Below are 22,072 nucleotides of genomic sequence, written 5' to 3' on the forward strand. Positions count from 1 at the left end.
GCCACCGCTGCCCAACCATGCGCCGTGCTATTGCAAACTGGCCGCGATGATACTGCCCAGCACCACCACCCATACGCCCACGCCCGTAACATAGCCGCCCCAGGCCCGGTCGCGCTTGCGGCGCTGGGCCTCCGCGCGGTAGGCCGGGCCATAAGCCGGGTCGGCTAAGAGTTCAGGGTGGGGGGCTCTGAGGTTGGCCGCCACTATCGGATGCGGCGCGATGCTGACCGGAGCCACCACCCCTAGCAACGGCCCCCCGTAGAGCGTGGCCCCCAGCGAACCCCAGAACGGCCCGCTGCTGGTGTAGCTGCGAGCCGCGTCCTGGCGGCCCTTGGTGCGGCGCTGGGCCTCGCTCAGGTCCGGCAACAGGTCGGGCGCTGGTGGCTGCTCGGTTGAAGCGGCCGGGTGCAGCACCTCGCGGGTGCCGTTGGCGTAACGCACCAGGAATACGTCGGCGGTGGCCAGTTGCAGCGTGTCGGCCCCGGTGGGCGGCAGGTAGCGCAGCGTCAGGGGCGAGATGGTGAGCACCCGGCCCGGCACTTCGCGGCCATCGGTGCGGAGAATAACATCGGTGGTTCCGGCTGCCTGAGCCCGGGCCGGGCCCATCCCGGCCACGAGTAGCGCTGGTAGCAGCAGGCGGCGCAGGGCCGGGAGCGTGACGGCGGTACGCATGGCCTAGCGATGACGGGCGTTGAACCCGAGCATCAGGCTGATGCGGGTGCCGCCGTTGCCCGGCACCACGGCCACGTTCACGGGAAAGTTGATGCCGTTGGAACGGAAGGAAGTGCCCATGGCCAGCACCAGGTTGGCCCCCAGCGGAGTTACGTTCGGTCCCACGCCGAACTCAAAGCCCTTGGCCCCGCGGATGCCCAGCAGCCCGCTCAAGCTGGGCAAAAACTTGCCCTGCTCCAGCCCGCCCACCAGCGGCACAAATTCCACCAGGCCACTCACGCCATTGGGCATCCGAAACAGGCGGCTTTCGAACTGCCAGCCAAACTGCGTGAGGAAGGGGTTGAGGTCGGGAATGCTTTCGCGGGCTTTGTCCAGCACGCTGGCCGAGAGAATGGTGAAGCCAATGCGCGGGCCATCGAGCCGGATGGGCTCGTCGAGAATGGCATCGTCGGGCGACGCGTTGCTAATGATGGGCACTTCGGCTGGAAAAGCCGTGCGCGCGGCCGCGCCCGATATGGGCACGCCATTGATGGTGGCCGGCGGGCTGTTGAGCACTTCCTTGGTGCCGTTGGCGTAGCGAATCAGGAATATGTCGGTGCGCCAGATGCTGATGAGCGGGCCGTCGGGATTGTCGGCGCGGCGGTATTTTACTTCGGAAGGCGTGATTTCGACCACCTTCACCGCGATTTCGTCGCCGTTGCGTTTGGTGAGTAAGTCTTGGGCGTGGGCCGGGCCGACCAGCAGCACCAGCAGGGAAAACAAGAACAGTAGGCGTGCAAACATGGCGCAGGGGGCTAAGGGTGAAAACATGGTTAAAGGTGGCATATTCACTACCCGGATTTCAACCGTATTTTGCACATTGTTAGACCTTAGCCCAAGGGGTTTGCTTCGAACAAGTTATTGATTTTCATTGATTAATATCGTTGTAAAAGGATATTAGCTCGCGCTCTAAATAATCAAAAACCGCTATCTGCTGCACCAATGGACGACCTGCGCACCACGCTCCTCACCCTCAGCCCCGACGACCGGCGCGATTTCGGCCGCTTCATTCAGCGGCAGCGCCGCAAAATCATCGACCGCCTCGATTTGCGCCTCTACGAGCTGCTGGTGCGGGCCAAGGCACTGAAAACCGAGCAGCTCATTGCCCAGCTCTACCCCACCGCGCCCAACCCCGTGGCTTACTACGCGCTGCGCAAGCGCCTCATGCGCCACCTCACCGACTACCTGCTGCTGCGCCAGCGCCAGCTCGATACCACCGCTGCCGCCACCGTGCGTGGCCACCTCACCCTGGCCCAGTACCTCTTCGAAGCCGGCATTCCGCGCCTGGCCTGGACCACCCTGCGCAAGGCCGAAAAGTTGGGCCGTGAAACCGAGCAGTACGAGCAGCTGAACGCCGTGTACAATCTCCAGATTCAGCACGCCGAATCGCCCCACGCTACGCCGCTCGACGAAATCCTGCCCCGCTACCGCCTCAACAAAAAGGCGGCCGATGAAGAAGAGCGCGCCAACATTGCCGACAGCCTGCTGCGCCTGCGCCTGCGCGAGGCGCGGGTGCGCGGCCGGGCCACGGTGTCCGTCGATGCCATTCTGCAAAATATTCTGGCCGAATACGACCTCCAGGAAGCCTTTGCCCGCTCGCCCTCGCTGCTGAGCCGGCTCATGTCCATCACGCGCAGCGCCATGCTGGTGCGGCGCGATTTCACGTCGTTTGCCGTTTTTATCGAGCGCTGCTACAATCTCATGGAGCGCCGCCACGGCTTTGCGCCGGCCCAGCGCGGGCATCAGCTCAAACTGCTCTACATGCTGGCCCACGCCCTGTACCGCTCGCGCCGCTTTGCCGAGTCGGTGGCATACCTGGAAAAAGGCACCGCCCTGATGAGCGCCGGGTCGGGCCGTTCGTTTAGCGAGTTTGCGCCGCGCTTCACCTTCCTGCTGGCCGCCAACTACGCGTTTCTGCATCGCAATTCCGAAAGCATTGGCCTGCTCGAAGCCGCCTTGCGCGGCTCCAAGCCCCTCGCCACCGCCGACGACCTCACGGCCCGTTTCCAGCTTACCTTCCATTACTTCGCCGAAGGCAAATTTGCCAAAGCCAACCAGGCCCTGCTCAGCCTAGCCCGCACCGACCACTGGCTGGAGCAGCACCTGGGCCTGGAGTGGATGCTGAACCGCAACATCGGCGAGGTCCTCATCCAAATCGAGCTCGACAACGCCGAGCAGGCCCTGACCCGCCTGCGTGCCATCGAGCGCACTATCCGCGATTTATTCCCCGCCGTGCCCGCCGATGCGGCCACCGCCACCGAAGCCGTGCCCGCCGGCGGTCCCTACCACCCCGTGCTCATTTACCTGAGCCTGGTGCGCGAACTTATCGAAAGCCCCGATGCCGCGCACGACCGCGATTTCGGCAACCGCGTGGCGCACTTGCCCCCGTTCATTTCCCAGGAGCGCGAAGATTTGCAGGTCATTAGTTTCTACTCCTGGCTGCGCGCCCGCACCTTGGGCCGTCCGTACTACGACGTGCTACTGGAAATTGCCAGTGCCTGAGTATTGCGCATAAAAAAAGTCCCGCGCAATTTCTTGCGCGGGACTCTTCAGGAAATCAAAGCCGACTGGAATTACTTCTTAGCGGCTTCTTTCATGTTGTCTTTGGTCTGCTGGGCCGATTTGGCGGCGGCATCGCCCATGGCGTTCATTTTGTCGCCGGCGGCGTTCATTTTGGCGTCCATCTTGGCACCGGCAGCGTCCATTTTGGCACCAGCAGCATCCATTTTAGCGCCCATTTTGTCGCCGGCGGCGTCCATTTTGTCGCCGGCATTCTGCATGCCCTCTTTCATGTTGGCCGAGGCGTTGTCGACGGCCGCACCGGCGGCGGCACCGGCTTCGGTAGCCGTGGTGGCGCTGCTATCGGTTACCACGGTGGCAGTGGTGCCTTCGGGCGTGGTGGTGGTGGTTTCGGTGGTTTTGGTTTGCTCGCAGGCGGTGGCGGTGAAGGCAACAGCGGCGGCTACGAACAGTGCTTTAACGGAGATTTTCATGGTCTTTGAATTTGAGAGTGAGATTTAACGGTTAATCAACAAGGAGGGAAAAGGTAACCCATACGCGGGCTTGGCCCGGCAAGGCTTCGCGCCAAGTCCGCCCGCGCAAACCGCTCAGCTAACTTTTATCGGCCCGCGGCAGTATAGTCCTCACGCATCTCCTCATTCTCGCATTCCCATGGACTCCACCGCCGCCACTCCGCAAACGCCCGCCACGCCCGCCGTGCCCATGGCCGTAAGTGACCAGCAAAATACTGCCCTGCTCGACGATACCCTCACGTTCCTCACGGCCAGCACGCCCACCAACTCCGGCCCGCAGGGCCGCACCGAGGTTGAGCGCTGGGCCGCTGTGCTGGCTGCTTCCGACCGCCCCGGGCTGGCCAAAATCAAGCAGGAAATCAGCCAGCTCAGCGATATGCTGGCCGACGCCAAAACGCCCGCCCACGACATCGCCGAAATCCTCGCCAGCCTGGGGGCCGAAACCGCCAAGGTAGCCGAAGATGCCGGCGGCGACTACGCCGCGCCCCTCGCCAACCTAAGCAAGCAGCTCATCAAAGCCGGCAACGCGCTCTCGAAGTAAGCCGCCGGCCATATCGGCCGTAACCATTGTAGCGCGAACTTTGTAGTTCGCGTCCCCGCGCCGCCCGGCACATTCCGGCTGGCCGCGGGCGACGCGAACTACAAAGTTTGCGCTACTGCTTTTTTATGGCCCTCCTCACCCCCGCCGACCTGCTGCCCTACGACCCGTTCGACGGCATGCGCTTTGGCCCCGAAACCTGTTTCCTCAGCGGCCAGCCCGTCGGCCCCGACGATACCGTACCCGTCTTCGCCGAGTGGCTGCAAACCCGCTACAACCTAGCCGAGCGCCCCATTCAGCTCCTCGACCAGCGCACCGTGCTCATCAAGCACCTGCGCTTGCCCGCCGCCCCCGCCGCTCGCCAGCGCATCGCAGAGCTGGAGGGTAGGGTAGAGGCCGCCGCCGCGCAAGGCCCCGCCGCGTTGCGTGCCCTCGGCGACGACACGCTGTTTCTCTGGATGGGCAAAATGTTCTACGGCATCTTCATCACCGAGCTGCTGAACGAGTTCGAGCCGCTGATAAAGCCCAAGTACCCGCTGGCCGAAAACGCCGCGCTGGTGCGCCGCTTCCAAGCCTTCTTCCAGCTACTCCAAGGCCTGCGGGTACCCACCGAGTACGCCGATTTTGTGCCCGGCTCCGTCTTCGTCCTCGAAGCCGACCCCGCCGAAGACGTCACACCCTTCGAGTACGACGACGACCTAAACACCCTCGTTTTCAGTATTAAGCTCGATAAAACCGTACTGGTTGCCTGCCTGGTCGATATTGGCCTTGTGGGCCAGGCCATGCGCAAAGTGTATGCCGATGCCCAGCGCCCCCTGCACCCGGTCCAGATTGCCGAGTTCAAGGCCCGCGTGTACTACGCCGCCCACCTGCTGCACGTCGTGCCCGACATTTACCCCCGCCACCCGCGCCCCGGCGACACCCAAATTGTCTTCGATGCCCTCATCGATGACGTGACCGGGGCCGTCTTCAACCCCTGGGAAAACAGCGCCTACACCCAAACCCTGGCCGAAATGTGGCAGCGCTGGAACATCACCCTCGCCGACGTAATAGCCAAACCCGCCGAGCCGCTGACGCTACTCTACGACTCTGCGGGAAGTCCGCGCGAGTTGCAGCATTGGCCGGTCCGAAGCGAAGCATGAGCAGCATGAGAAACTACGAAGATGGTCGTTTGGCTCCCCCTCTCCACCGGAGAGGGGGCCGCTATGTCTGGGCAGCACTGCTCATTGTGCTGCCGCTCACCAGTTGCCTCACTCTCCTCAAACCCCGCCACGACTTCGCCACTTACACCCCCGCGCCCGGCCCCGACTACGCCCAGGACAGCCTCTGGGCCGCCCTGCCCACCCGCCGCGACTCAGCGGATACCGTCCCTTACAACTCCGGCCTGCGCGACGAGCAAGCCACCGCCGCTGCCGACGTTTTCTTCATCCACCCCACCACCTACTACTGGCGCGGTGCCTGGAATGCCGACCTCGCCAAAGACCGCCTCAACCGCTACACCGACAAAAGCACCATTCGCCACCAAGCCACGGCTTTTAACGCCGCCGGCCGCATCTATGCCCCGCGCTACCGCCAAGCTACGCTCTATTCCTTCTTCGACGAAGAAACCACCAACGGCCAGGCCGCCCTCGACCTCGCCTACGCCGACGTAAAAGCTGCCTTCCAATTCTACCTCGCCCACTACAACCAAGGACGCCCCATCATCATCGCCGGCCACAGCCAGGGCACCGCCCACGCCACGCGCCTGCTCCACGAGTTCTTCGACCACGACCCCAAGTTGCGCCGCCAGCTCGTGGCTGCCTACCTCATCGGCTTCAAAGTGAAGCCCGACGAGTACCAGACCATCCGCCCCTGCCCCGATTCGCTCGCTACCGGCTGCTTCATCAGCTACAATTCCGTGGCCACCGCCAACGACTACCCGCCCTTTCATCCCTTCGTCGCCACCAATCCCCTCACCTGGACGCTCGACACCCTGCTGGCCCCCGCCACCCGCAACCGCGGCGGCGTTAGCCAGGATTTCGAGCGGGTCGACCCGCAGGTCACCGACGCCAAAGTCCATCAGGGCCTCCTCTGGATAACCCCGCCCAAGCCCGGCGGCTACCCGCGCTTCCTGCTCCCCGGCCGCCCCGAGCTGCGCCATTCCTACCACATCGCCGATTACGGGCTGTTCTATATGAACATCCGCGAAAATGCCAAGGCGCGGGTGCGGGCGTGGCAGCACGCCAGGCAGTAAACTTGCTATACCTAAACCAATAAGCCCTGCGTTAGAACATTCCTAACACTTTTCTCTTCCGTGATGAGACGCTTCCTGATACCACTCATGGCCATTGGTTTTACGCGGCCTGCCACGGCCCAAACGAGCCCGGTACTTTATCCGGCGCTCAGCAAAATGCTGGACAGCCTGGCCTTCGCGGACCAGCGACCCATGCAGGAAATGATGCGCGGCCAAACGGCTGACAGCACCAAAAAGCGCCTCGTTGCTGAACAGTACGTCAACTTTGCTCGTCACCAACCGGTGCTGGAAAGTATTGTGAGGAAGTACGGCTATCCAGGCATTAGGCAAGTAGGCGAAACCAGCGCCAAAAACTTTTTTCTACTGGTTCAGCACGCCGATGCACACCCCGCTTTCCAGCAGCAGGTGCTGACAATGATGGCGGCTGAAGTACAGCGCAAAAACGTCGATAACCGCAGCTTCGCCTATCTCACCGACCGCGTGGCCCTCAACAGCGGCCAGCCGCAGACCTACGGCTCCCAGGTTGAGTACAAAGCCGATGGACAGCCCACGCCTCGCAACCTCCTCGACCCGGCCAATGTGGATAAGCGCCGCGCTAGCATCGGCATGGAACCCCTGGAAGCCTACCTCGCCAAAATCAGGGAGATGCAGCAGCAGTCGCGCCATCCCAAGCAGAAGTAATAGCCATACCACATTGCCTACTATGGCCCTTTCCACATGGATATTCGCGAGAATGCCAAGGCGCGGATGCAGGCATGGCAGCGAACTAACCCCTGAAATATATGGACGATATTGCTGTTACCCCGGATGATTTTGCAAGAGAGTTCTGGCTTCTCAAGAAACATTATCTGAGCCCATTGGTCAGCCATAACCTGCCATTCGTGCATGATAAGCTCCTCGAAAAACTAAACCTTTCGCAAGAGCAAAAGGAGGTTTTGCCGGAGTTACTGAATGCTGTCATCACCGCCATTCTCTACACTGTCCTGTTAGGTTTGGATGGAACAGCTCAAATTGGAGAAAAGCAGGTGGTATACACGATTCTTGACGAGGTAGGGAATAAAATATGTGGCGAGATGGGTGAAGTTGAGGTATCTGCCTATGAGTATTTCCATGGCCAAAAGCAATAAAAAAGCCCCGCCGGCACAATGCCAGCGGGGCTTTCAATTTAGCAATTCGCCGCAATTAAGCGCCGATAGCCACCCGCTTGAAGTCCGAAACCGTCATGCCTTTCGACTTGCTGTCGAGCAGTTGGGCGATGGTCATCGAGTTGTCTTTCACGAACTCCTGGTTCAGCAAGGTATTGTCCTTGTAGAACTTGTTGAGCTTGCCGAGAGCAATTTTCTCCAGCATCGCCTCGGGCTTGCCTTCGGCGCGGGCCTGCTCTTTGCCCACTTCAATTTCACGCTCAGCAATAGAAGCATCCACACCGTCTTTATCCACGGCAATGGGCTTCATGGCGACGATTTGCATAGCTACGTCGCGGCCTACGGCAGCAGCATCGGCCGAACCAACGTTCTTCAGGCCCACGAGTACGGCCTTTTTGTTGTCGGAGTGGATGTACGAAGCCACTTTCTCAGCGGTCAGCGTCGCATAAGTCACTTCCAGCTTCTCGCCGATTTTGCCCATCAGGTCGGTTACGTGTTCCTGAATGCTCATGCCGTCCGAAGCCTTGGCAGCGAGGATGTCCTCTTTCGTGCCCGCGTCGATGCGAATAGCGGTGTCCAGAATTTGCTGGGCCAGCTCGCGGAAGTTTGCCACTTTGGCTACCGATTCCGTCTCGCAGGCCAGGGCCACCAGTTTGCCCTGGGTACCGTCTTCGCTCACGTTCACCAGCACGAGGCCTTCCGACGTCTCGTTATCAGCGCGCTTGTCAGCGATTTTCTGGCCGTGCTTGCGCAGAATGTCGCGGGCGGCTTCGAAGTCGCCGTCGGCTTCCACCAGGGCTTTTTTGCAATCCATCATGCCCGCACCGGTCATGGTGCGGAGCTTATTTACGTCTGCGGCGGTAATAGCGGCCATTGTGAGTAGCGCGGACTTTTAGTCCGCGAATTAAGTGAATGGTTATTTTTGAGAAGGGTCGCGGACTGAAAGTCCGCGCTACAAAAAGAAAAAGGGAACCTTCGGAGCCTAGACTACACGAAGGTTCCCTTTTTTCAAAGAGCTAAGAAGGGACTATTCTTCGTCAGCAGCCGTCTTTTCAGCAACAGCAGCCTCATCGGCTTCTTTGCGGTCGGCGTCTTCTTTGTCAACTTTGCGCTCCGACAGGCCGTCTTCGATGGCCTTGCCAATCACGCCAACAATCAGTTGGATAGATTTCGAAGCGTCATCGTTGGCAGGAATCGGGAACTGCACCAGCTCGGGGTTCGAGTTCGTGTCGCAGATAGCGAAAACCGGGATACCCAGCTTGTGCGCCTCTTTCACGGCGATGTGCTCGCGCTTCACGTCCACGATGAACAGGGCAGCGGGCAGACGGCCGAGGTCGGCGATACCACCGAGTACGCGGTCCAGCTTGGCGCGCTCACGCGACATCATCAGCTTCTCACGCTTGGCGAGAGCGGCGTAGGCCGTGTTCTCTTTCACCATCTTGTCGATGGTGGCCATCTTCTTCAGGCTCTTGCGAACCGTGGCGAAGTTGGTGAGCATGCCGCCCAACCACCGGTCGGTCACGAAAGGCATCTTCAAACGCTCGGCTTCCGTGGTTACGATTTCCTGCGCCTGCTTTTTCGTGGCTACGAACATGATTTTGCGGCCGCTTTTCGCGATGTTGCGAATAGCCGTGGCAGCGTAATCAAGCGAAACCAACGTTTTGTTGAGGTCGATGATGTGAATGCCGTTCTTCTCCATGAAGATATACGGCGCCATTTTGGGGTCCCACTTGCGGGTGAGGTGACCAAAGTGGGCACCTGCGTCGAGCAGGTCCTTATAAGTCGTCTGAGCCATGATAGTATCCTCCTGGTTTTAGCGTTTCGAGAACTGGAACGAGCGACGTGCTTTGCGCTTGCCGAATTTCTTGCGTTCCACCATGCGCGGGTCGCGGGTGAGGAAACCTTCCTTCTTCAAAGCCGGACGGGTTTCTTCGTTGTCGCTAACGAGCGCCTTGGTGATTGCCAGACGGATAGCCTCGGCCTGCGCCGAAATGCCACCGCCTTTCACATTCACCTTGATGTCGTACTGGCCGACTTGCTCAAGAATTGCCAGGGGCTGGTTGACCACGTTTTCCAGCAACTCGTTGCTGAAATACGACTTCATGTCCCGGTCATTGATAGTGATATTCCCTTGCCCGGCCTGCATGTAAATGCGGGCCACCGAGGTTTTTCTTCTACCAGAGGTGTTGGTAATTGCCATTAGGTTAAAAAAATGTGAAAATGTGCTTGATGTGAAGAATGTGAAAAATGAAACAGTGGTTAATTCCCCACACTTTCACATCTCCACATTTTCCACATTAAAAAATTACAGGTTTTTGAGTTCGATAGCAACGGGCTGCTGCGCCTCGTGCGGATGCTCCATGCCCGAGTACACGTACATGTTGCGGTACTGAGCCGAGCCGAGTTTGTTGCCTTGCAGCATGCCTTTCACGGCGTGCTCGATGACGCGACGCGAGTCGCGGTTCATCTGCTCTCGCACGGTGCGACGCTTCTGGCCGCCGGGATAACCCGAGTGGGTGATGTAGACCTTCTCGGTCATTTTCTTGCCCGTTACGCGCAGGTTGTCAGCGTTGAGGACAATGACATTGTCACCGCAATCAGCGTTGGGCGTGAACGAAGGCTTGTGCTTGCCGCGCAGAATGTTGGCAATCTGCGAGCAAACGCGGCCCAGAGGGGCGACGCTGGCGTCGATGATAACCCAGCTCTTCTGGGCGTTGGCCTTGCTGACGTGGGTCGTCTTGAAGCTCAGGTGGTCCATGAGTCGAAAAAAAAGGTATGCTAAACTATTGAATAAGAGTGCGGAGCCGCTTGGGCTCCGGGAAAAACGGACACAAAGGTACTGATTTATGGGGAAATAGCCAAGCGGAGTGCAGTAATAATTTCCTGCAAAGCGCCTTAGCTATTCGCTGAGGGCTGAATAGCGCCTACTGGTTTTGCCGCAAGGTTTCCACCAGCACCCGGAAATCCTTCGGATACGGAGCTTCCACGCTGATTTCTTCGCCATCCAATCCGGTAAACTGCAGCTTGAGGGCGTGCAGGGCAAAGCGCTTAATGAACGGCTGCTCTTCCTCGCCTTCTTTCATGTTGAATTTCTTCTTGAGCGATGACAGGAAAAAGTCTTCTCCGCCGTAGTCCTTGTCGCCGATAATAGGGGCCTGCAAGTACATGAGGTGCAGGCGAATCTGGTGCATGCGGCCGGTGACAGGCTCGCAGAGGATGAGCGAGTGGCGGGCGAAGTTTTCGAGGGTGGTGAAGTAGGTTTCGGCGGGCTTGCCCTTGTAGGCGAGGCGTGCTTTGCCGCGCGTGGTGGTTTCGATGCTGCGCTCCACCAGCTGGTGGTCGAACTGCGGGGTGCCCCACACGGCGGCGTGGTATTGCTTTTTCACCTCGCGGTTTTCGAACTGCATGGCCAGGTGGCGGTAGGCGGCCGGGTTTTTGGCGAAGGCCAGCGCGCCGCTGGTTTCGCGGTCGAGGCGGTGGGCGGCCTGAATGTCGTCGTGGTGCTGGCGGGCCAGGCGCAGCATGTTGGGCGCGCCGCCCACCCGCTCATCGAGCGTGGCCATAAACGGTGGCTTGTTGACGACGAGGTAGTCGTCGTTTTCGAAAATAACGAGGCCGGAAAAATTTGGGAGCTTCATAAGAGGCCGCAAAGGTACGAAGGCCTTAGGCCGCGCTTCCCAAGATGCCGCTTTTGGGTTTGTTCAGCTTGAATTCCAGCGTTGTGCCCTCGCCCACGGTGCTTTTTACCTTGATGGCCGACTTGTGCGCCTCCACAATGTGCTTGCTGATGGCCAGCCCCAATCCGGAGCCGCCCGACTCGCGCGAGCGGCTTTTATCGATGCGGTAGAACCGCTCGAAGATGCGCCCCTGGTGCTCGGGGGCAATGCCCGCGCCGTCGTCGCGCACGGCAATGCGGACGGAGCGGCCGCTTTCCACCAGCGATACCACCACGCGGCCTTTGTCGCGGCCGTATTTGATGGCATTGTCAATCAGGTTGATGAGGACCTGGCGGATGCGGTTGCGGTCGGCTACCACCAGCAGGCCGGCTTCGGGCAGGCTGGGCGGGAATAGCTCCAGGTGCGTGCCGCGCCGGGCGGCCTGCTGCTCCAGCAGCTCAAATATTTCGCGCACCAGCACAATCAAATCAAAGCGCTGACGGCGCATTCGCACCACGCCTTTTTCGAGCTGCGCAATGGTGACCAAGTCCTGCACCAGCGCATCCAAAGTGTCGAGGCTGGTGGCCGCTTTGCGCAGGAATTTGCGGCGGGTGGCGAGGTCAATTTCATCGTCTTCATCATCGAGAATGGTATGCACGAAGCCCTGGGCGGCGAAAAGCGGGGTTTTGAGCTCGTGCGACACGTCGGCCAGAAATTCGCGGCGCAGGGCCTGCAGGCGCACCAGCTCATCCAGCTCCTGCTGGCGGCGCTCGGCCATCTGCAGGATTTCGTCGCGCACGCGCTTCACCGGCTCGGGCCGGAACAGGAACTTGTTGCTCAGCTTCTTAAACTCCTTGCGTTTGATGTGCTCCAGGCCCGCGTAAATACCGTTGATTTCTCTGAAAATCAGGGCTTCAAATGAGAGATAGACCAGTAGGAAACAGGCTGCCACCGTGATGCCCGCCGCCAGAAAGGCCTCCCGAAACGGGAGCGTGGGACCGATGCGGGCGTACGTCGTGAGCACGCCCGCCACCAGCAGCGCAATGATGATGGCAATGGTGCGAGAGGATAAATTCATGCGCAAATATGAAAAGGCTGGACTTGTGAAGCGAGTTCCTACCTTTATCGTCCGGACATACCGCCCGGTCTACCAACAGTCCAATTTAATGAAAAAACAACTACTCATTTCTGCCATTTTGCTCGGGAGCGCGGCAGCTGCCCAGGCGCAAAGCAATGTTATCAAGCTCAACACGGTCAGTCTCGCCCTCCAAACTGGCTCATTCTTTTTTGAGCATCAGGTCAACTCCGACCATAGCCTGAATTTAGGCCTGTTTGTCACGAATTACTCGTCATCATCCGGTGGCACTTTCAGTCACAAAACCCAATGGACTGGCTTTGGACTCACCGGCGAATACCGCATTTATACCGGCGGGGAAGCCTTGCACGGGTTTTTCATCGGGCCTTACCTGCGTTTCCAAAACTACAACTACACCGAAACGTCTAGTTTCTTAGGTGGGGCTCCGGTTGATGATAAGGCCACACTCACCACGTTTGGGGGTGGTGGCGTGCTGGGATGGCAGTGCCTCATCAGAAACCGCGTTAGCATAGAGCCATTCTTGGGCCTGGGTTATGCGGCCGGAGATGTTGACAACCTGGAGGATAACCACGGAACACTGACCGTTCAGAACGGCATCCGGGGTGTGGAAGTCAGGTTGGGTCTGAACGTTGGCATTGCCTTTGGCAAGGATAAAGAGTAAGCATCCGCCGACCCATTCGGTACCTCGTCTCTCGACTTAGTCGGCGTTGAACTTGTAGCCCACGCCTTTGATGGTCTGAATGTGGTGGTCACCTACTTTTTCGCGCACTTTGCGCACATGCACGTCCACGGTGCGGGCCAGCACAAATACGTCGTTGCCCCAGATATTCTGGAGCAGCTCTTCGCGGTTGAACACTTTGTGGGGCGAGGCAGCCAGGAAAGACAACAGCTCAAACTCCTTCTTGGGGAGGGTAATTTTTTTGCCGTCCTGGTACACGGCGAAGGCGGTGCGGTCGATGCGCAGACCGTTGATGTCGATGGCATCGACGGCCGCGTGGGGGTCCTGGTCGCGGCGCTTCACGGCGGCCAGGCGGCCCAGTAGGGCGCGCGGCTTGATGGGCTTGGCGATGAAATCGTCGGCTCCGGCCTCGAAAGCAGCTACTTCGGAGAATTCCTCGGCGCGGGCGGTGAGGAACAAGATGTACGTATCCTTGAATTTGGGATTTTCGCGCAGCAGGCGGCAGGCGGCAATGCCATCGAGGTTGGGCATCATCACGTCAAGCAGGATGATGTCGGGGTGAAACTCGGCTGCTACGTCCAGGGCCTTGCGGCCGTCGGAAGCGGAGGCCGTTTGGTAGCCTTCCTTCTTCAGGTTGAACTCCAGCAGCTCGACAATGTCCGGGTCGTCATCAACCACGAGAATCTTATACACGGGCGTTTTGGCAGCGGTCACGGCGTTGGGGGCTTAGGTGAAGCGAGGCAATGTTTCCGCAAAAGTACCGCTCCCGACGGCCGGCAGCATGTTACGATTGTGTGATGCCCGGCGGCGGTAGCTACTGGTTTGGGCCGGGGCGGGGCGTTACACTTAGGGCGACGACGTAAAATATATTCAAAAAGGTATAGAGCAAGGCGTGAATGGCCCAGAGCATCCGGCTCAATTCTATGAAATTCAATAATATATAATTGCTGGTCAGAAAAATCAGGCTGTTGGCCGCGAAGTACAGTAGCAGTCCCGCTGACACCCAAAACATGGGCTCGTATTCGAGGGGCGTCAGCGTGATGGGAGGCTTCAGAATGCGATGAAAGTAGACCAGCACCAGCCCCAGCATCACCATGCTTTCGATGAAATGCTGAACGGGGCTGAACTCAACAGTCGTGAGCCGCGGCTGATAGGTGAGCGCCGAGCCCAGCAAAAACAGGCCAATGACCACCGGCAGGTACCGGGCCACGGCCATTGGCCAGAGCACCCGCCGGTACATCAGCGCCAGCAGGGTGAACTCGATGGCCGTGTCGATGGGGCTCAGAAACAGATTGGGGCGGTGGTGGTATGCCAGCACCGACGAAATGACCGTCATTACCAGGGCCAGGAGCGACAGCCACACCAGATACCGCCGCGTAAGCTCCAGCTGCCGGTACCGGGCCACCCCAACCAGGCACGCTGCCAGCACCGCTACCGAGGAACCATAGAAAATGAATTTTTGGATAAGCAGCACGGCTGTGGCCTGAAGTTCCGTCCTGTTCAGCCGCTAAGACGGCCGGAGAAGAGTTGGAAGCATCAAGATAAGCGCAAGCCCGCCTGAAACAAATGCTATACCGCCAAGCGGTTAATTCGCCAGATTCAATTTCCACTTAAGGCCCTGGTAGCGGACCATGTCCACCTTCACGGTGCCCACAAACATCTCAGCTTGAAACAACACCGGAATCTTGTTCCGGTCGTCGGAGAGGTACACCGAAATGGCATTTTCGCCCCGAAACAGCTTGTTGTTCGGCATTTTGGGTACCAGTTTGAAGGCGCGCACATCGCCGGCCTTGGTTTCCACCACTTCGCGGCCCTTGTACACCACGTCGAGGATAAAATTGTCGCCGTCGAAGTAGCCGGGCATCCGCACCACGTCGCCCACTTTCATGCGGTCGAAGTTGATGGTGCGCAGGTAATAAAAGCCGCTCACCAGCTCCAGGGTGTTGTTGGCCACCTTCACGGTGGAGCGGGCGTTTTCGTGCGAGTGGTCTACCACTTCGGCCATGTCGTGGCGGTGGTCAAAATCGACGGTTTCCTTCTTGCGGTAGTTTTTCTCGGCAATGTCGCGCTGGGCGCGCAGGGGCAGGATGCTGGTGGTGTCGATGTAGGCACGCCACTGGTCGCGGATGCGCAGGAAAAAATCGAACGAGCCGGTGGTTTTGCCACTCACCGTGGCCTTGTAGCAGGGCCGGTCGTTCACGCGCTCCAGGCTGCCGCCGGTTTCCACGGTGGCCTCGCCACCGTTGATGAGGCCGTAGTGAACCGTGTAGCGAATGGTTTCGCCGCGCCCAAAGCTGGACTGTGGAACGCTGCGCACGGCATCGCCCGGCCCTATTGCGAGCTGCGCGGAGGCCAGCAATACCAGGATAGCGGGGGTAAAGAATAACCAGCGGCGCGTCATATCGATAACTATAATAAAAAGAAGGGGCGGCTTTATTCTAGACAAATCGAATGCCAGCCCCGCAGCTAAATGTAAAGGTACGAACGTAAAAAAGCCCGCTGCGATTGGCAGCGGGCTTTGGATTATTTACGGAAGACACAACCGTGCTTACAGCGTGTCCTCGCCGTCCTCCGGAATGCTCATGTCCACGGGGATAACATCGGTGTCGCCCTTGGCCATGTCGCGGATTTTCTTTTCAATTTCGGCGGCCAGCTCGGGGTTGTCGAGCAGCAGCGTTTTCACGGCTTCGCGGCCCTGGCCGATTTTGGTTTCGCCGTAGTTGAACCACGAGCCCGACTTGCCGATAATGCCCATGTCGACGCCAAGGTCGACAATCTCGCCGACTTTGGAAATGCCCTGGCCGTATATAATGTCGAACTCGACCACTTTGAAAGGCGGTGCTACTTTGTTCTTCACCACTTTCACTTTGGTGCGGTTGCCGGTCACGTTGTCCTTGTCCTCCTTGATTTGGCCAATGCGGCGAATATCGAGGCGCACGGAAGCATAGAATTTCAGGGCGTTACCGCCGGTCGTGGTTTCGGGCGAACCGAACATCACGCCGATTTTCTCGCGGAGCTGGTTGATGAACACGCAGCAACAGCCCGTCTTGTTGATGGTGCCGGTGAGCTTGCGCAGGGCCTGGCTCATGAGGCGGGCGTGGAGGCCCACTTTCGAGTCGCCCATGTCGCCTTCGAGCTCACCTTTCGGTACGAGGGCGGCCACGGAGTCAATCACGATGATGTCAATCGCACCCGAGGAAATCAGCTGGTCGGCTATTTCGAGGGCTTGCTCACCGTTGTCGGGCTGGGCGATGAGTAGGTTGCTGGTGTCGATGCCCAGCTTTTCGGCGTAGGATTTGTCGAAGGCGTGCTCGGCGTCGATGAACGCGGCCATGCCGCCTTTCTTCTGCGCTTCGGCAATCATGTGCATCGTCAGCGTGGTCTTACCCGACGATTCCGGGCCGTAGATTTCGATGACGCGGCCCCGGGGCACGCCGCCAATGCCGAGGGCAATATCCAGCGAAAGCGAACCGGTGCTGATGCTCGGAATGTCGCCCACCTTGTTGTCGGAGAGCTTCATCACGGTGCCTTTGCCGTAGGCTTTGTCCAGCTTGTCCAGCGTGAGCTGGAGGGCTTTCATTTTTTCGGCGGCGGTGTTTACTTCGCCTCTTTCAGCCTTTTCAACTTTATCGGCCTTGGGAGCCGCTTTGGTAGCTAGTGCCATGTGGGGGTGTTTAAGAAAAACGGGTTAGGTTTGGTAAAGTTACTGGTTTTGGCCGGGTCGCAATCGAATAAATATATTCTTTGGTAAAGGCCCCGAATGGGCCGTTTTGCGGCGGCTTTTTCTAACAAAGGGCTTAGTAGTTTGGTGCCGTTGAGAGGCGAAATATATGAGGAATTATCTAAAAATATTAGTTGGCCTTGTGGTTGTGCTAATTAGAGTGGAAACAGCACAAGCGCAACTGGACAATCGGGCGTTTACAAGCCCCACACCGGGTGGAAAATTGCAGCGCTTGGTAATAGGTCATATGGCTGATATACCAATAGAGACTCAAAGCCATTACGATAGTATAAACCATGAAACGATAAACGAGCGGCGTGCGGACAGCCTACATTATTTGCCTGCTCAAGCCGGTGAACTGCGCATTTCTCTCAACGCCTTCACCTTCTTCAAAGACAACGAATACTTCAACAAGATTGTGGACGGCTATACGCTCTTCGGCACCCAGCTAAACCCGCAACTTGTCTATTACCCTACTAAGGATTTGCGCCTCGAAGCGGGCGTGTTGCTCTGGAAAGACTTTGGCAACCCGGTGCTGAAGCAGGTGCGGCCTACGTACCGCGCCACCTGGACCACGGGGCGTCACCAATTTGTATTGGGCAATATTCGGCCAAACCTCAACCACAACTACATTGAGCCAATGTTCAATTTCGAGCGGGTGATGCTGAATCCGCTGGAAGAAGGCCTGCAATACCGCTACTTGGGCAACCGGCTGTTTCTGGATTTCTGGGTGGACTGGCAGCGGCAGCAGTACCGCTACAGCAATTATCAGGAGGAAATTGCGGGCGGCCTGAGCAGCAACTATCGCATCAGTGGCAACGACAGCCGCTGGCAAGTAGCGCTGCCGTTTCAGTTCACTGCCATTCACCACGGCGGGCAGATTGATACCCTCGATAAGCCGCTGCAAACCTTGTTCAATGAAGCCATCGGAATCGAGGTTCGCCGCTCTCTCAGCGGCTCTAAAATTCAGGCCCTGCGCTTCAACGGCTACGTCCTCGGCTTCCAGGACAATTCGCCTACGCAGGGCCAAAACCCCTTCAAATACGGCCGGGGCCTGTACCTGAACACCACCCTCGAAACGCGCTACGCCGATGTGATGCTGAGCTACTGGCAGGGCTCGCGCTTCATGGCACCGCTGGGGGGCGACTTGTACCAGAGCGCCTCGCGCACGGTATCGAACCCCGATTATCTGGACCGCCAGCGCAGGATTCTGCTGGTGCGGCTGCTGCGCGACTTCCGCATTTCGGACGCGGCGGCGCTCACCGTGCGCGTTGAGCCGCTGTATGATTTCAATGCGCAACTGCTGGATTTCTCATTTGGCGTGTACCTCAATTTCCGGCAGGAATGGCTGCTGGGCAACGTGGGCAAGCGCGTGCGGGTAGGGCAGTAGCCGCTGGGGCTACCCCAATGACTTCCCGGGAATCCATCTGCCCTTTGGGGTCGCCCCAATGCCTTCCTGGGCACCCGACTGCCCATTGGGGCGGTCTTAATGGCCTCCGAGAGTGCGCTATACCATTTGGGGCTGCCCCAATGCACGTAGGGCATGCGCTTCAGCTGTTGGGGCAGTTCGGCGGGCTCTAGGTGTTGCGCGCCAGCCAGAAGCGGCAGATTTCGCTGAGCGCATCGGCGTTGCGGAACCAGAGCGGGCGCCTGGGCGGCGGCTCCGGCTGAAAGCCAGCGGCGCGGGCCACGGCCTGCCCGCGCACGTTGTTGGCGTAGCAACGCACTAGCAGGCGCTGGCTGCCCACCAACGCGAACCCAAAGTCGACGACGGCCGCCAGGGCCTCGCGGGCGTAGCCCTGGCCCTCGGCGGCGGCGGCCAGGTAATAGCCGATTTCGGCCTGGCCCTTCTGCTGGGGCATGAGGCAGATGTCGCCCAAGTACCGGGCCGTGGCGCGGTGCCAGATGCCAAACACGTAGAAGCGGCCGGTGCGCCAGTCCTCGGCGAAGGTGCGCAACGATACCACGGCATCGGCGGGCACACGCACGGCCTGAAGGCGGTCGGGGAAGGAGGGCTGGAAGCGGGCGCGGTCGGCGTGTAGCAGCGCGAAGAAGGCGTCGGCATCGGCCGGCTCGTAGGGGCGCAGGCACAGGCGTTCGGTGTAGAGCGGGGCGCGGGGCAGCATAGCAGCGTACTACGAAAAAAGGGCCGCCTCCGTGCCCGGAAGCGGCCCTTTCACAAGAAATAAACGGACTATTTGTTCTCGCCCACGTACTGGCTGGGGCTGCCCAGCGACTGCTGGGTCCGCATCACGTTCACCTGCCGGGCGGCTTCGTTGAAGAATTCGAGGCGGCGAATGAGCATTTCCTTTGCCAGCACCCGGCCTTCGGGCGTACGCATGGTGGCGCGCTTGTCGGCCAGCACGCGCTGCATGGCGGCCAGCGTCTGGCCCTCGTGTTTCATAAACTGCTGCTGGAACTCGGCCAGGCGGGCCACGCCGCTGGCGGTGAGGGTGAAGTCCTCGCCGGCTCCTTGGTTCAGCACCTCGCACAGCACGTATACTTCAATGGGCAGGCTGGTTTCGAGGGCCGTGGTGCGCAGGTCGAGGCCGGCGGCCATGGCGTCGAGGATGATGCGCACGTTGCGCTCAAATTGCTGATAGTAGGCTTGGGCTTCCATTAGGGTCAGAGCACAGAGGTTAGAGCGTAGAACTTAGAAATAGGTTTGGCTTGAGAAGCGGCATGAGAGTCTAAGTTCTGAGCTCTCATATCTGAGTTCTATAACAACTCTTTCACAATCTGCTCCACGCCAATGCCTTCGGCTTCGGCTTTGAAGTTGCGCACGAGGCGGTGGCGCAATATCGGCACGGCCACGGCGCGCACATCCTCAATGTCGGGTGAGTACTTGCCGTTGAGCAGGGCGTTGCACTTCGCGCCCACGATGAGGTGCTGCGAGGCGCGGGGTCCGGCACCCCATTCCAGCAGCTGGTTGGTGCGGGGAGCGGCGCGCTCAGTGTTAGGGCGGGTTTTATGCACGAGGCTCACGGCGTATTCCACCACATTGTCGGCCACCGGCACGCGGCGCACCAGCTCCTGGAAGGCCTGAATATCGGCCGCGTGCAGCACCTTATTAACCGTGTTTTTGATGTTGGACGTGGTTTGCTTCACGATGTTCAGCTCCTCGGCGTAGGTCGGGTAGCCCAGCTCAATGTTGAACATGAAGCGGTCGAGCTGCGCCTCGGGCAGGGGGTAGGTGCCTTCCTGTTCGATGGGGTTCTGCGTAGCCAGCACAAAGAACGGGCGCTGCAAGGGGTAGCGCTGCCCGGCCACCGTCACGGCGTATTCCTGCATGCTTTCGAGCAGAGCGGCCTGGGTCTTGGGCGGTGTCCGGTTGATTTCGTCGGCCAGAATGATGTTGGCGAAGATGGGGCCTTTCACGAAGTGAAAATCCCGCTGCTGGTTCATCGTTTCCGAGCCCACTATGTCCGAAGGCATCAAATCAGGCGTGAACTGAATGCGGTTGAACGACAAATCCAGCGAGTCGGCAATGGTCTGAATCAGCAAGGTTTTGGCCAGGCCGGGCACGCCCACCAGCAGGCTGTGGCCCTGCGAAAAAACAGCGGTAAGCACCAGCCGCACCACCTCGTCCTGCCCCACGATGACTTTGCCGATTTCCTGGCGCAGCTTCTGGAAGGAGGCGGCTAGGGCATCGGCCGCTTCTTTATCGTTTTGAAATTGAGCCATTCGGGAGTTTAGGAGAGAAAAGAAAAGAAAGCCGGTCATGCTGAGCGCAGCCGAAGCATCTCTACCGTGTAAGTAATCCTTACGATTGGGTTACTCTTCGCGGTAAAGATGCTTCGACTGCGCTCAGCATGACGCTCCGGGGTATCAGAAGGTTACTTCTCCGCTACGTCCAGCACTTTGCATTGGGCGTATTCGGGCTCCACTTCGAGGTACACGGTGCCACGGTTTTTGGCAAACCACTCGTCCAGGGCCTTCGTCTTTTTCTCGTTGAGAGCGGCGGCGGCAATTTTCTGGTAGTCGTCCTGCAGGTTGGCCTGGTGGGGCGCGGTGTTCGATTTCAGCCACAGGATGCGCATGGCGTCCTTGCCGTCGTCGGTGCGGTAAGCCATGGGCGGGGTGATGTGGCCCACCTTCATGGTGTCAATCGTGAAGAAGATGGCCGGGTCGAGTTTATCGAGCGGCAGGCGCGAGCCACCGTCGGCCCGGTTGGCGAGTAGGCCGCCGTTGCTGCTGCTGGTCTTGTCCGACGAGTTGTCCTTGGCCGCTTTGGCGAAGGTGATGCTGTCGGACAAAATCTGGCGGCGCAGCTTGGTCAGCAGCTTAGCCGAGGCACCTACGTCGGCCGAGCCGGTTTCGGGCTTCAACAGGATGTGACGGGTCGAATAGGTGTTGCCCTTGCGCTCAATAAACTGAATAAGGTGAAAGCCGAACTGCGACTGCACTACCGGCGACATCTGGCCCGGCTCCAGCTTCATCGAAGCCGCCTCGTACTCCGGCACCAGCTCGCCGCGCTTGAAAAAGCCCAAGTAGCCGCCTTCCTTGGCCGAGCCGGGGTCTTCCGAATTGGCTTTGGCGAGGGTGGCGAAATCGGCTCCGGCCAGCACCTGCGCCCGCAAGTCGTTGAGCTTGGCAATGGCGGCCTGCTTGGCCTTGTCGTTTACCTGCGCCGGAATCACAATCTGGCCCACTTCAACCTCGGTGCTGAAATAAGGCAGGCTGTCCTTCGGAATGCGGGTGAAATACTGCGCCACCTCGCGCGGCGTCACCGCCACCTTGCCGGTGATGGTTTCCTGCATTTTCTGCTGCGTGAGCTGGTCCTTAATCTGGGGCCGCAGGTCGTCTTTCAGGGATTTGATGGACTTGCCGTACTGCTCTTCGAGGCGTTTTTCGGAGCCAATCTGCTGGGCGAAGTAGGCCATGCGGCGGTCCACTTCGCTGTTCACCTGCTTGTCTTCCACCGTCACGGAGTCCACGTCGGCGCGGGCCAGCATCAGCTTGTTCAGCACCAGGCTTTGCAGGATTTTGCATTTCAAATCGGGCGGCAGCGGCTTGCCTTCGGACCGGGCCACTTCCTGGGCGTAGATGAGCTCCACTTCGGAGCGCAGCACAATCTGGTTGTCCACCTTCACAATAATGCCGTCGAGCAGCTGCTGGCCCTTGGGCCGGCTGATGCCCAACTGGGCCTGGGAAGCGGGCGCGAAGCCCAGTAACAGCAATAGCGTAAGCAGGGCCGACGCTAAGGCGCGATTCACATTAACAAGCATAAAGTCGTATTGAAAAGCCAGAGGACAGCTGCC

The 22,072-nt window shown here is 59.2% G+C and carries 25 protein-coding genes; 8 read left to right on the plus strand and 17 right to left on the minus strand.

Features of this window, described 5'->3' with window-relative positions:
• Window positions 1–27: 27 nt before the first annotated feature.
• Together ACVWYF_RS21250 and ACVWYF_RS21255 are read right to left on the minus strand one after the other, a co-directional pair.
• On the minus strand, window positions 28–672 hold the full coding sequence (locus ACVWYF_RS21250) for a hypothetical protein (protein WP_457071914.1): 645 nt from the start codon (window positions 670–672) through the stop codon (window positions 28–30).
• A gap of 3 nt (window positions 673–675) precedes the next feature.
• Window positions 676–1,455 carry a hypothetical protein gene (locus ACVWYF_RS21255; protein WP_457071916.1) on the minus strand — a complete coding sequence of 260 codons (780 nt, stop codon included), beginning with the start codon at window positions 1,453–1,455 and terminating at the stop codon, window positions 676–678.
• A 198-nt stretch (window positions 1,456–1,653) separates the two neighbouring features.
• Between ACVWYF_RS21255 and ACVWYF_RS21260 the strand changes: the two genes are divergently transcribed.
• Window positions 1,654–3,213, plus strand: coding sequence for a hypothetical protein (locus ACVWYF_RS21260; RefSeq protein ID WP_457071919.1), 1,560 nt, complete (start codon window positions 1,654–1,656; stop codon window positions 3,211–3,213).
• 71 nt (window positions 3,214–3,284) lie between these two features.
• Here the strand turns inward: ACVWYF_RS21260 and ACVWYF_RS21265 are convergent, their stop codons facing one another.
• Window positions 3,285–3,704, minus strand: coding sequence for a hypothetical protein (locus ACVWYF_RS21265; protein WP_457071922.1), 420 nt, complete (start codon window positions 3,702–3,704; stop codon window positions 3,285–3,287).
• Window positions 3,705–3,882: 178 nt separating this feature from the next.
• Here ACVWYF_RS21265 and ACVWYF_RS21270 point away from each other — a divergent pair, with 178 nt between their 5' ends.
• The 5 genes from ACVWYF_RS21270 (at window position 3,883) to ACVWYF_RS21290 (ending at window position 7,641) form a co-directional block, all read left to right on the plus strand.
• Entirely contained in the window at window positions 3,883–4,284 is a 402-nt protein-coding gene (locus ACVWYF_RS21270) for a hypothetical protein (protein ID WP_457071924.1), read from the plus strand.
• A gap of 125 nt (window positions 4,285–4,409) precedes the next feature.
• Window positions 4,410–5,423 carry a hypothetical protein gene (locus ACVWYF_RS21275; RefSeq protein ID WP_457071927.1) on the plus strand — a complete coding sequence of 338 codons (1,014 nt, stop codon included), beginning with the start codon at window positions 4,410–4,412 and terminating at the stop codon, window positions 5,421–5,423.
• Window positions 5,424–5,452: 29 nt separating this feature from the next.
• Window positions 5,453–6,514, plus strand: coding sequence for a DUF3089 domain-containing protein (locus ACVWYF_RS21280; protein ID WP_457071929.1), 1,062 nt, complete (start codon window positions 5,453–5,455; stop codon window positions 6,512–6,514).
• Between the two features lie 63 nt (window positions 6,515–6,577).
• Window positions 6,578–7,195: a DUF6624 domain-containing protein gene (locus tag ACVWYF_RS21285; RefSeq protein WP_457071932.1), complete on the plus strand. Its 618-nt coding sequence runs from the start codon at window positions 6,578–6,580 to the stop codon at window positions 7,193–7,195.
• A 101-nt stretch (window positions 7,196–7,296) separates the two neighbouring features.
• A complete protein-coding gene (locus ACVWYF_RS21290; RefSeq protein ID WP_457071935.1) occupies window positions 7,297–7,641 on the plus strand; it encodes a hypothetical protein in 345 nt (114 codons plus the stop codon).
• Between the two features lie 55 nt (window positions 7,642–7,696).
• Here the strand turns inward: ACVWYF_RS21290 and tsf are convergent, their stop codons facing one another.
• The 6 genes from tsf to ACVWYF_RS21320 all read right to left on the minus strand — a co-directional run bounded on the left by tsf (window position 7,697) and on the right by ACVWYF_RS21320 (window position 12,393).
• Complete coding sequence (tsf, locus tag ACVWYF_RS21295; RefSeq protein ID WP_457071938.1) at window positions 7,697–8,533, minus strand: translation elongation factor Ts; 837 nt, start codon at window positions 8,531–8,533, stop codon at window positions 7,697–7,699.
• A 153-nt stretch (window positions 8,534–8,686) separates the two neighbouring features.
• A complete protein-coding gene (rpsB, locus tag ACVWYF_RS21300) occupies window positions 8,687–9,454 on the minus strand; it encodes a 30S ribosomal protein S2 (RefSeq protein ID WP_342295207.1) in 768 nt (255 codons plus the stop codon).
• 18 nt (window positions 9,455–9,472) lie between these two features.
• Window positions 9,473–9,859, minus strand: a complete 387-nt coding sequence (rpsI, locus tag ACVWYF_RS21305; protein WP_168672488.1) for a 30S ribosomal protein S9 — start codon at window positions 9,857–9,859, stop codon at window positions 9,473–9,475.
• Between the two features lie 105 nt (window positions 9,860–9,964).
• Window positions 9,965–10,417, minus strand: coding sequence for a 50S ribosomal protein L13 (rplM, locus tag ACVWYF_RS21310; protein WP_457071942.1), 453 nt, complete (start codon window positions 10,415–10,417; stop codon window positions 9,965–9,967).
• Between the two features lie 166 nt (window positions 10,418–10,583).
• Entirely contained in the window at window positions 10,584–11,297 is a 714-nt protein-coding gene (locus ACVWYF_RS21315) for an RluA family pseudouridine synthase (protein WP_457071945.1), read from the minus strand.
• 25 nt (window positions 11,298–11,322) lie between these two features.
• Window positions 11,323–12,393 (minus strand): sensor histidine kinase, encoded by a 1,071-nt coding sequence (locus tag ACVWYF_RS21320; RefSeq protein WP_457071947.1) that lies wholly within the window; start codon window positions 12,391–12,393, stop codon window positions 11,323–11,325.
• A gap of 88 nt (window positions 12,394–12,481) precedes the next feature.
• Between ACVWYF_RS21320 and ACVWYF_RS21325 the strand changes: the two genes are divergently transcribed.
• A complete protein-coding gene (locus tag ACVWYF_RS21325) occupies window positions 12,482–13,072 on the plus strand; it encodes a DUF3575 domain-containing protein (RefSeq protein ID WP_457071951.1) in 591 nt (196 codons plus the stop codon).
• 36 nt (window positions 13,073–13,108) lie between these two features.
• Here the strand turns inward: ACVWYF_RS21325 and ACVWYF_RS21330 are convergent, their stop codons facing one another.
• From ACVWYF_RS21330 to recA, 4 genes are all read right to left on the minus strand, one after another.
• Complete coding sequence (locus tag ACVWYF_RS21330; protein WP_457071954.1) at window positions 13,109–13,804, minus strand: response regulator transcription factor; 696 nt, start codon at window positions 13,802–13,804, stop codon at window positions 13,109–13,111.
• Window positions 13,805–13,904: 100 nt separating this feature from the next.
• Window positions 13,905–14,564 (minus strand): hypothetical protein, encoded by a 660-nt coding sequence (locus ACVWYF_RS21335; protein WP_457071956.1) that lies wholly within the window; start codon window positions 14,562–14,564, stop codon window positions 13,905–13,907.
• Between the two features lie 111 nt (window positions 14,565–14,675).
• Window positions 14,676–15,491, minus strand: a complete 816-nt coding sequence (locus tag ACVWYF_RS21340; RefSeq protein WP_457071959.1) for a DUF3108 domain-containing protein — start codon at window positions 15,489–15,491, stop codon at window positions 14,676–14,678.
• 147 nt (window positions 15,492–15,638) lie between these two features.
• A complete protein-coding gene (recA, locus tag ACVWYF_RS21345) occupies window positions 15,639–16,670 on the minus strand; it encodes a recombinase RecA (protein WP_457071998.1) in 1,032 nt (343 codons plus the stop codon).
• 478 nt (window positions 16,671–17,148) lie between these two features.
• Between recA and ACVWYF_RS21350 the strand changes: the two genes are divergently transcribed.
• Complete coding sequence (locus tag ACVWYF_RS21350; RefSeq protein WP_457071961.1) at window positions 17,149–18,201, plus strand: hypothetical protein; 1,053 nt, start codon at window positions 17,149–17,151, stop codon at window positions 18,199–18,201.
• A gap of 187 nt (window positions 18,202–18,388) precedes the next feature.
• Here ACVWYF_RS21350 and ACVWYF_RS21355 read toward each other — a convergent pair whose 3' ends face one another.
• The 4 genes from ACVWYF_RS21355 to ACVWYF_RS21370 all read right to left on the minus strand — a co-directional run bounded on the left by ACVWYF_RS21355 (window position 18,389) and on the right by ACVWYF_RS21370 (window position 22,027).
• The gene (locus ACVWYF_RS21355; protein WP_457071964.1) at window positions 18,389–18,937 is read right to left on the minus strand and encodes a GNAT family N-acetyltransferase; all 549 of its coding nucleotides are present in this window, start codon (window positions 18,935–18,937) and stop codon (window positions 18,389–18,391) included.
• Window positions 18,938–19,005: 68 nt separating this feature from the next.
• Window positions 19,006–19,431 carry a hypothetical protein gene (locus tag ACVWYF_RS21360; protein WP_457071967.1) on the minus strand — a complete coding sequence of 142 codons (426 nt, stop codon included), beginning with the start codon at window positions 19,429–19,431 and terminating at the stop codon, window positions 19,006–19,008.
• 98 nt (window positions 19,432–19,529) lie between these two features.
• Window positions 19,530–20,495: an AAA family ATPase gene (locus tag ACVWYF_RS21365; protein WP_457071970.1), complete on the minus strand. Its 966-nt coding sequence runs from the start codon at window positions 20,493–20,495 to the stop codon at window positions 19,530–19,532.
• A gap of 152 nt (window positions 20,496–20,647) precedes the next feature.
• Complete coding sequence (locus ACVWYF_RS21370) at window positions 20,648–22,027, minus strand: peptidylprolyl isomerase (RefSeq protein WP_457071973.1); 1,380 nt, start codon at window positions 22,025–22,027, stop codon at window positions 20,648–20,650.
• Window positions 22,028–22,072 lie beyond the last annotated feature (45 nt).

Source organism: Hymenobacter sp. UYAg731 (assembly GCF_054061335.1).

Excerpts from the sequence above, each read along its gene's own strand:
- ACVWYF_RS21270 (WP_457071924.1), top strand. The coding sequence starts at position 3,883 with ATGGACTCCACCGCCGCCACTCCGCAAACGCCCGCCACGCCCGCCGTG.
- ACVWYF_RS21275 (WP_457071927.1), top strand. The coding sequence starts at position 4,410 with ATGGCCCTCCTCACCCCCGCCGACCTGCTGCCCTACGACCCGTTCGAC.
- rpsI (WP_168672488.1), bottom strand. The coding sequence starts at position 9,859 with ATGGCAATTACCAACACCTCTGGTAGAAGAAAAACCTCGGTGGCCCGC.
- ACVWYF_RS21255 (WP_457071916.1), bottom strand. The coding sequence starts at position 1,455 with ATGTTTGCACGCCTACTGTTCTTGTTTTCCCTGCTGGTGCTGCTGGTC.
- ACVWYF_RS21365 (WP_457071970.1), bottom strand. The coding sequence starts at position 20,495 with ATGGCTCAATTTCAAAACGATAAAGAAGCGGCCGATGCCCTAGCCGCC.
- ACVWYF_RS21290 (WP_457071935.1), top strand. The coding sequence starts at position 7,297 with ATGGACGATATTGCTGTTACCCCGGATGATTTTGCAAGAGAGTTCTGG.
- rplM (WP_457071942.1), bottom strand. The coding sequence starts at position 10,417 with ATGGACCACCTGAGCTTCAAGACGACCCACGTCAGCAAGGCCAACGCC.
- ACVWYF_RS21250 (WP_457071914.1), bottom strand. The coding sequence starts at position 672 with ATGCGTACCGCCGTCACGCTCCCGGCCCTGCGCCGCCTGCTGCTACCA.
- rpsB (WP_342295207.1), bottom strand. The coding sequence starts at position 9,454 with ATGGCTCAGACGACTTATAAGGACCTGCTCGACGCAGGTGCCCACTTT.
- ACVWYF_RS21320 (WP_457071947.1), bottom strand. The coding sequence starts at position 12,393 with ATGAATTTATCCTCTCGCACCATTGCCATCATCATTGCGCTGCTGGTG.
- ACVWYF_RS21285 (WP_457071932.1), top strand. The coding sequence starts at position 6,578 with ATGAGACGCTTCCTGATACCACTCATGGCCATTGGTTTTACGCGGCCT.
- ACVWYF_RS21340 (WP_457071959.1), bottom strand. The coding sequence starts at position 15,491 with ATGACGCGCCGCTGGTTATTCTTTACCCCCGCTATCCTGGTATTGCTG.
- ACVWYF_RS21325 (WP_457071951.1), top strand. The coding sequence starts at position 12,482 with ATGAAAAAACAACTACTCATTTCTGCCATTTTGCTCGGGAGCGCGGCA.
- ACVWYF_RS21360 (WP_457071967.1), bottom strand. The coding sequence starts at position 19,431 with ATGGAAGCCCAAGCCTACTATCAGCAATTTGAGCGCAACGTGCGCATC.
- tsf (WP_457071938.1), bottom strand. The coding sequence starts at position 8,533 with ATGGCCGCTATTACCGCCGCAGACGTAAATAAGCTCCGCACCATGACC.
- ACVWYF_RS21265 (WP_457071922.1), bottom strand. The coding sequence starts at position 3,704 with ATGAAAATCTCCGTTAAAGCACTGTTCGTAGCCGCCGCTGTTGCCTTC.
- recA (WP_457071998.1), bottom strand. The coding sequence starts at position 16,670 with ATGAAAGCCCTCCAGCTCACGCTGGACAAGCTGGACAAAGCCTACGGC.
- ACVWYF_RS21260 (WP_457071919.1), top strand. The coding sequence starts at position 1,654 with ATGGACGACCTGCGCACCACGCTCCTCACCCTCAGCCCCGACGACCGG.
- ACVWYF_RS21315 (WP_457071945.1), bottom strand. The coding sequence starts at position 11,297 with ATGAAGCTCCCAAATTTTTCCGGCCTCGTTATTTTCGAAAACGACGAC.
- ACVWYF_RS21355 (WP_457071964.1), bottom strand. The coding sequence starts at position 18,937 with ATGCTGCCCCGCGCCCCGCTCTACACCGAACGCCTGTGCCTGCGCCCC.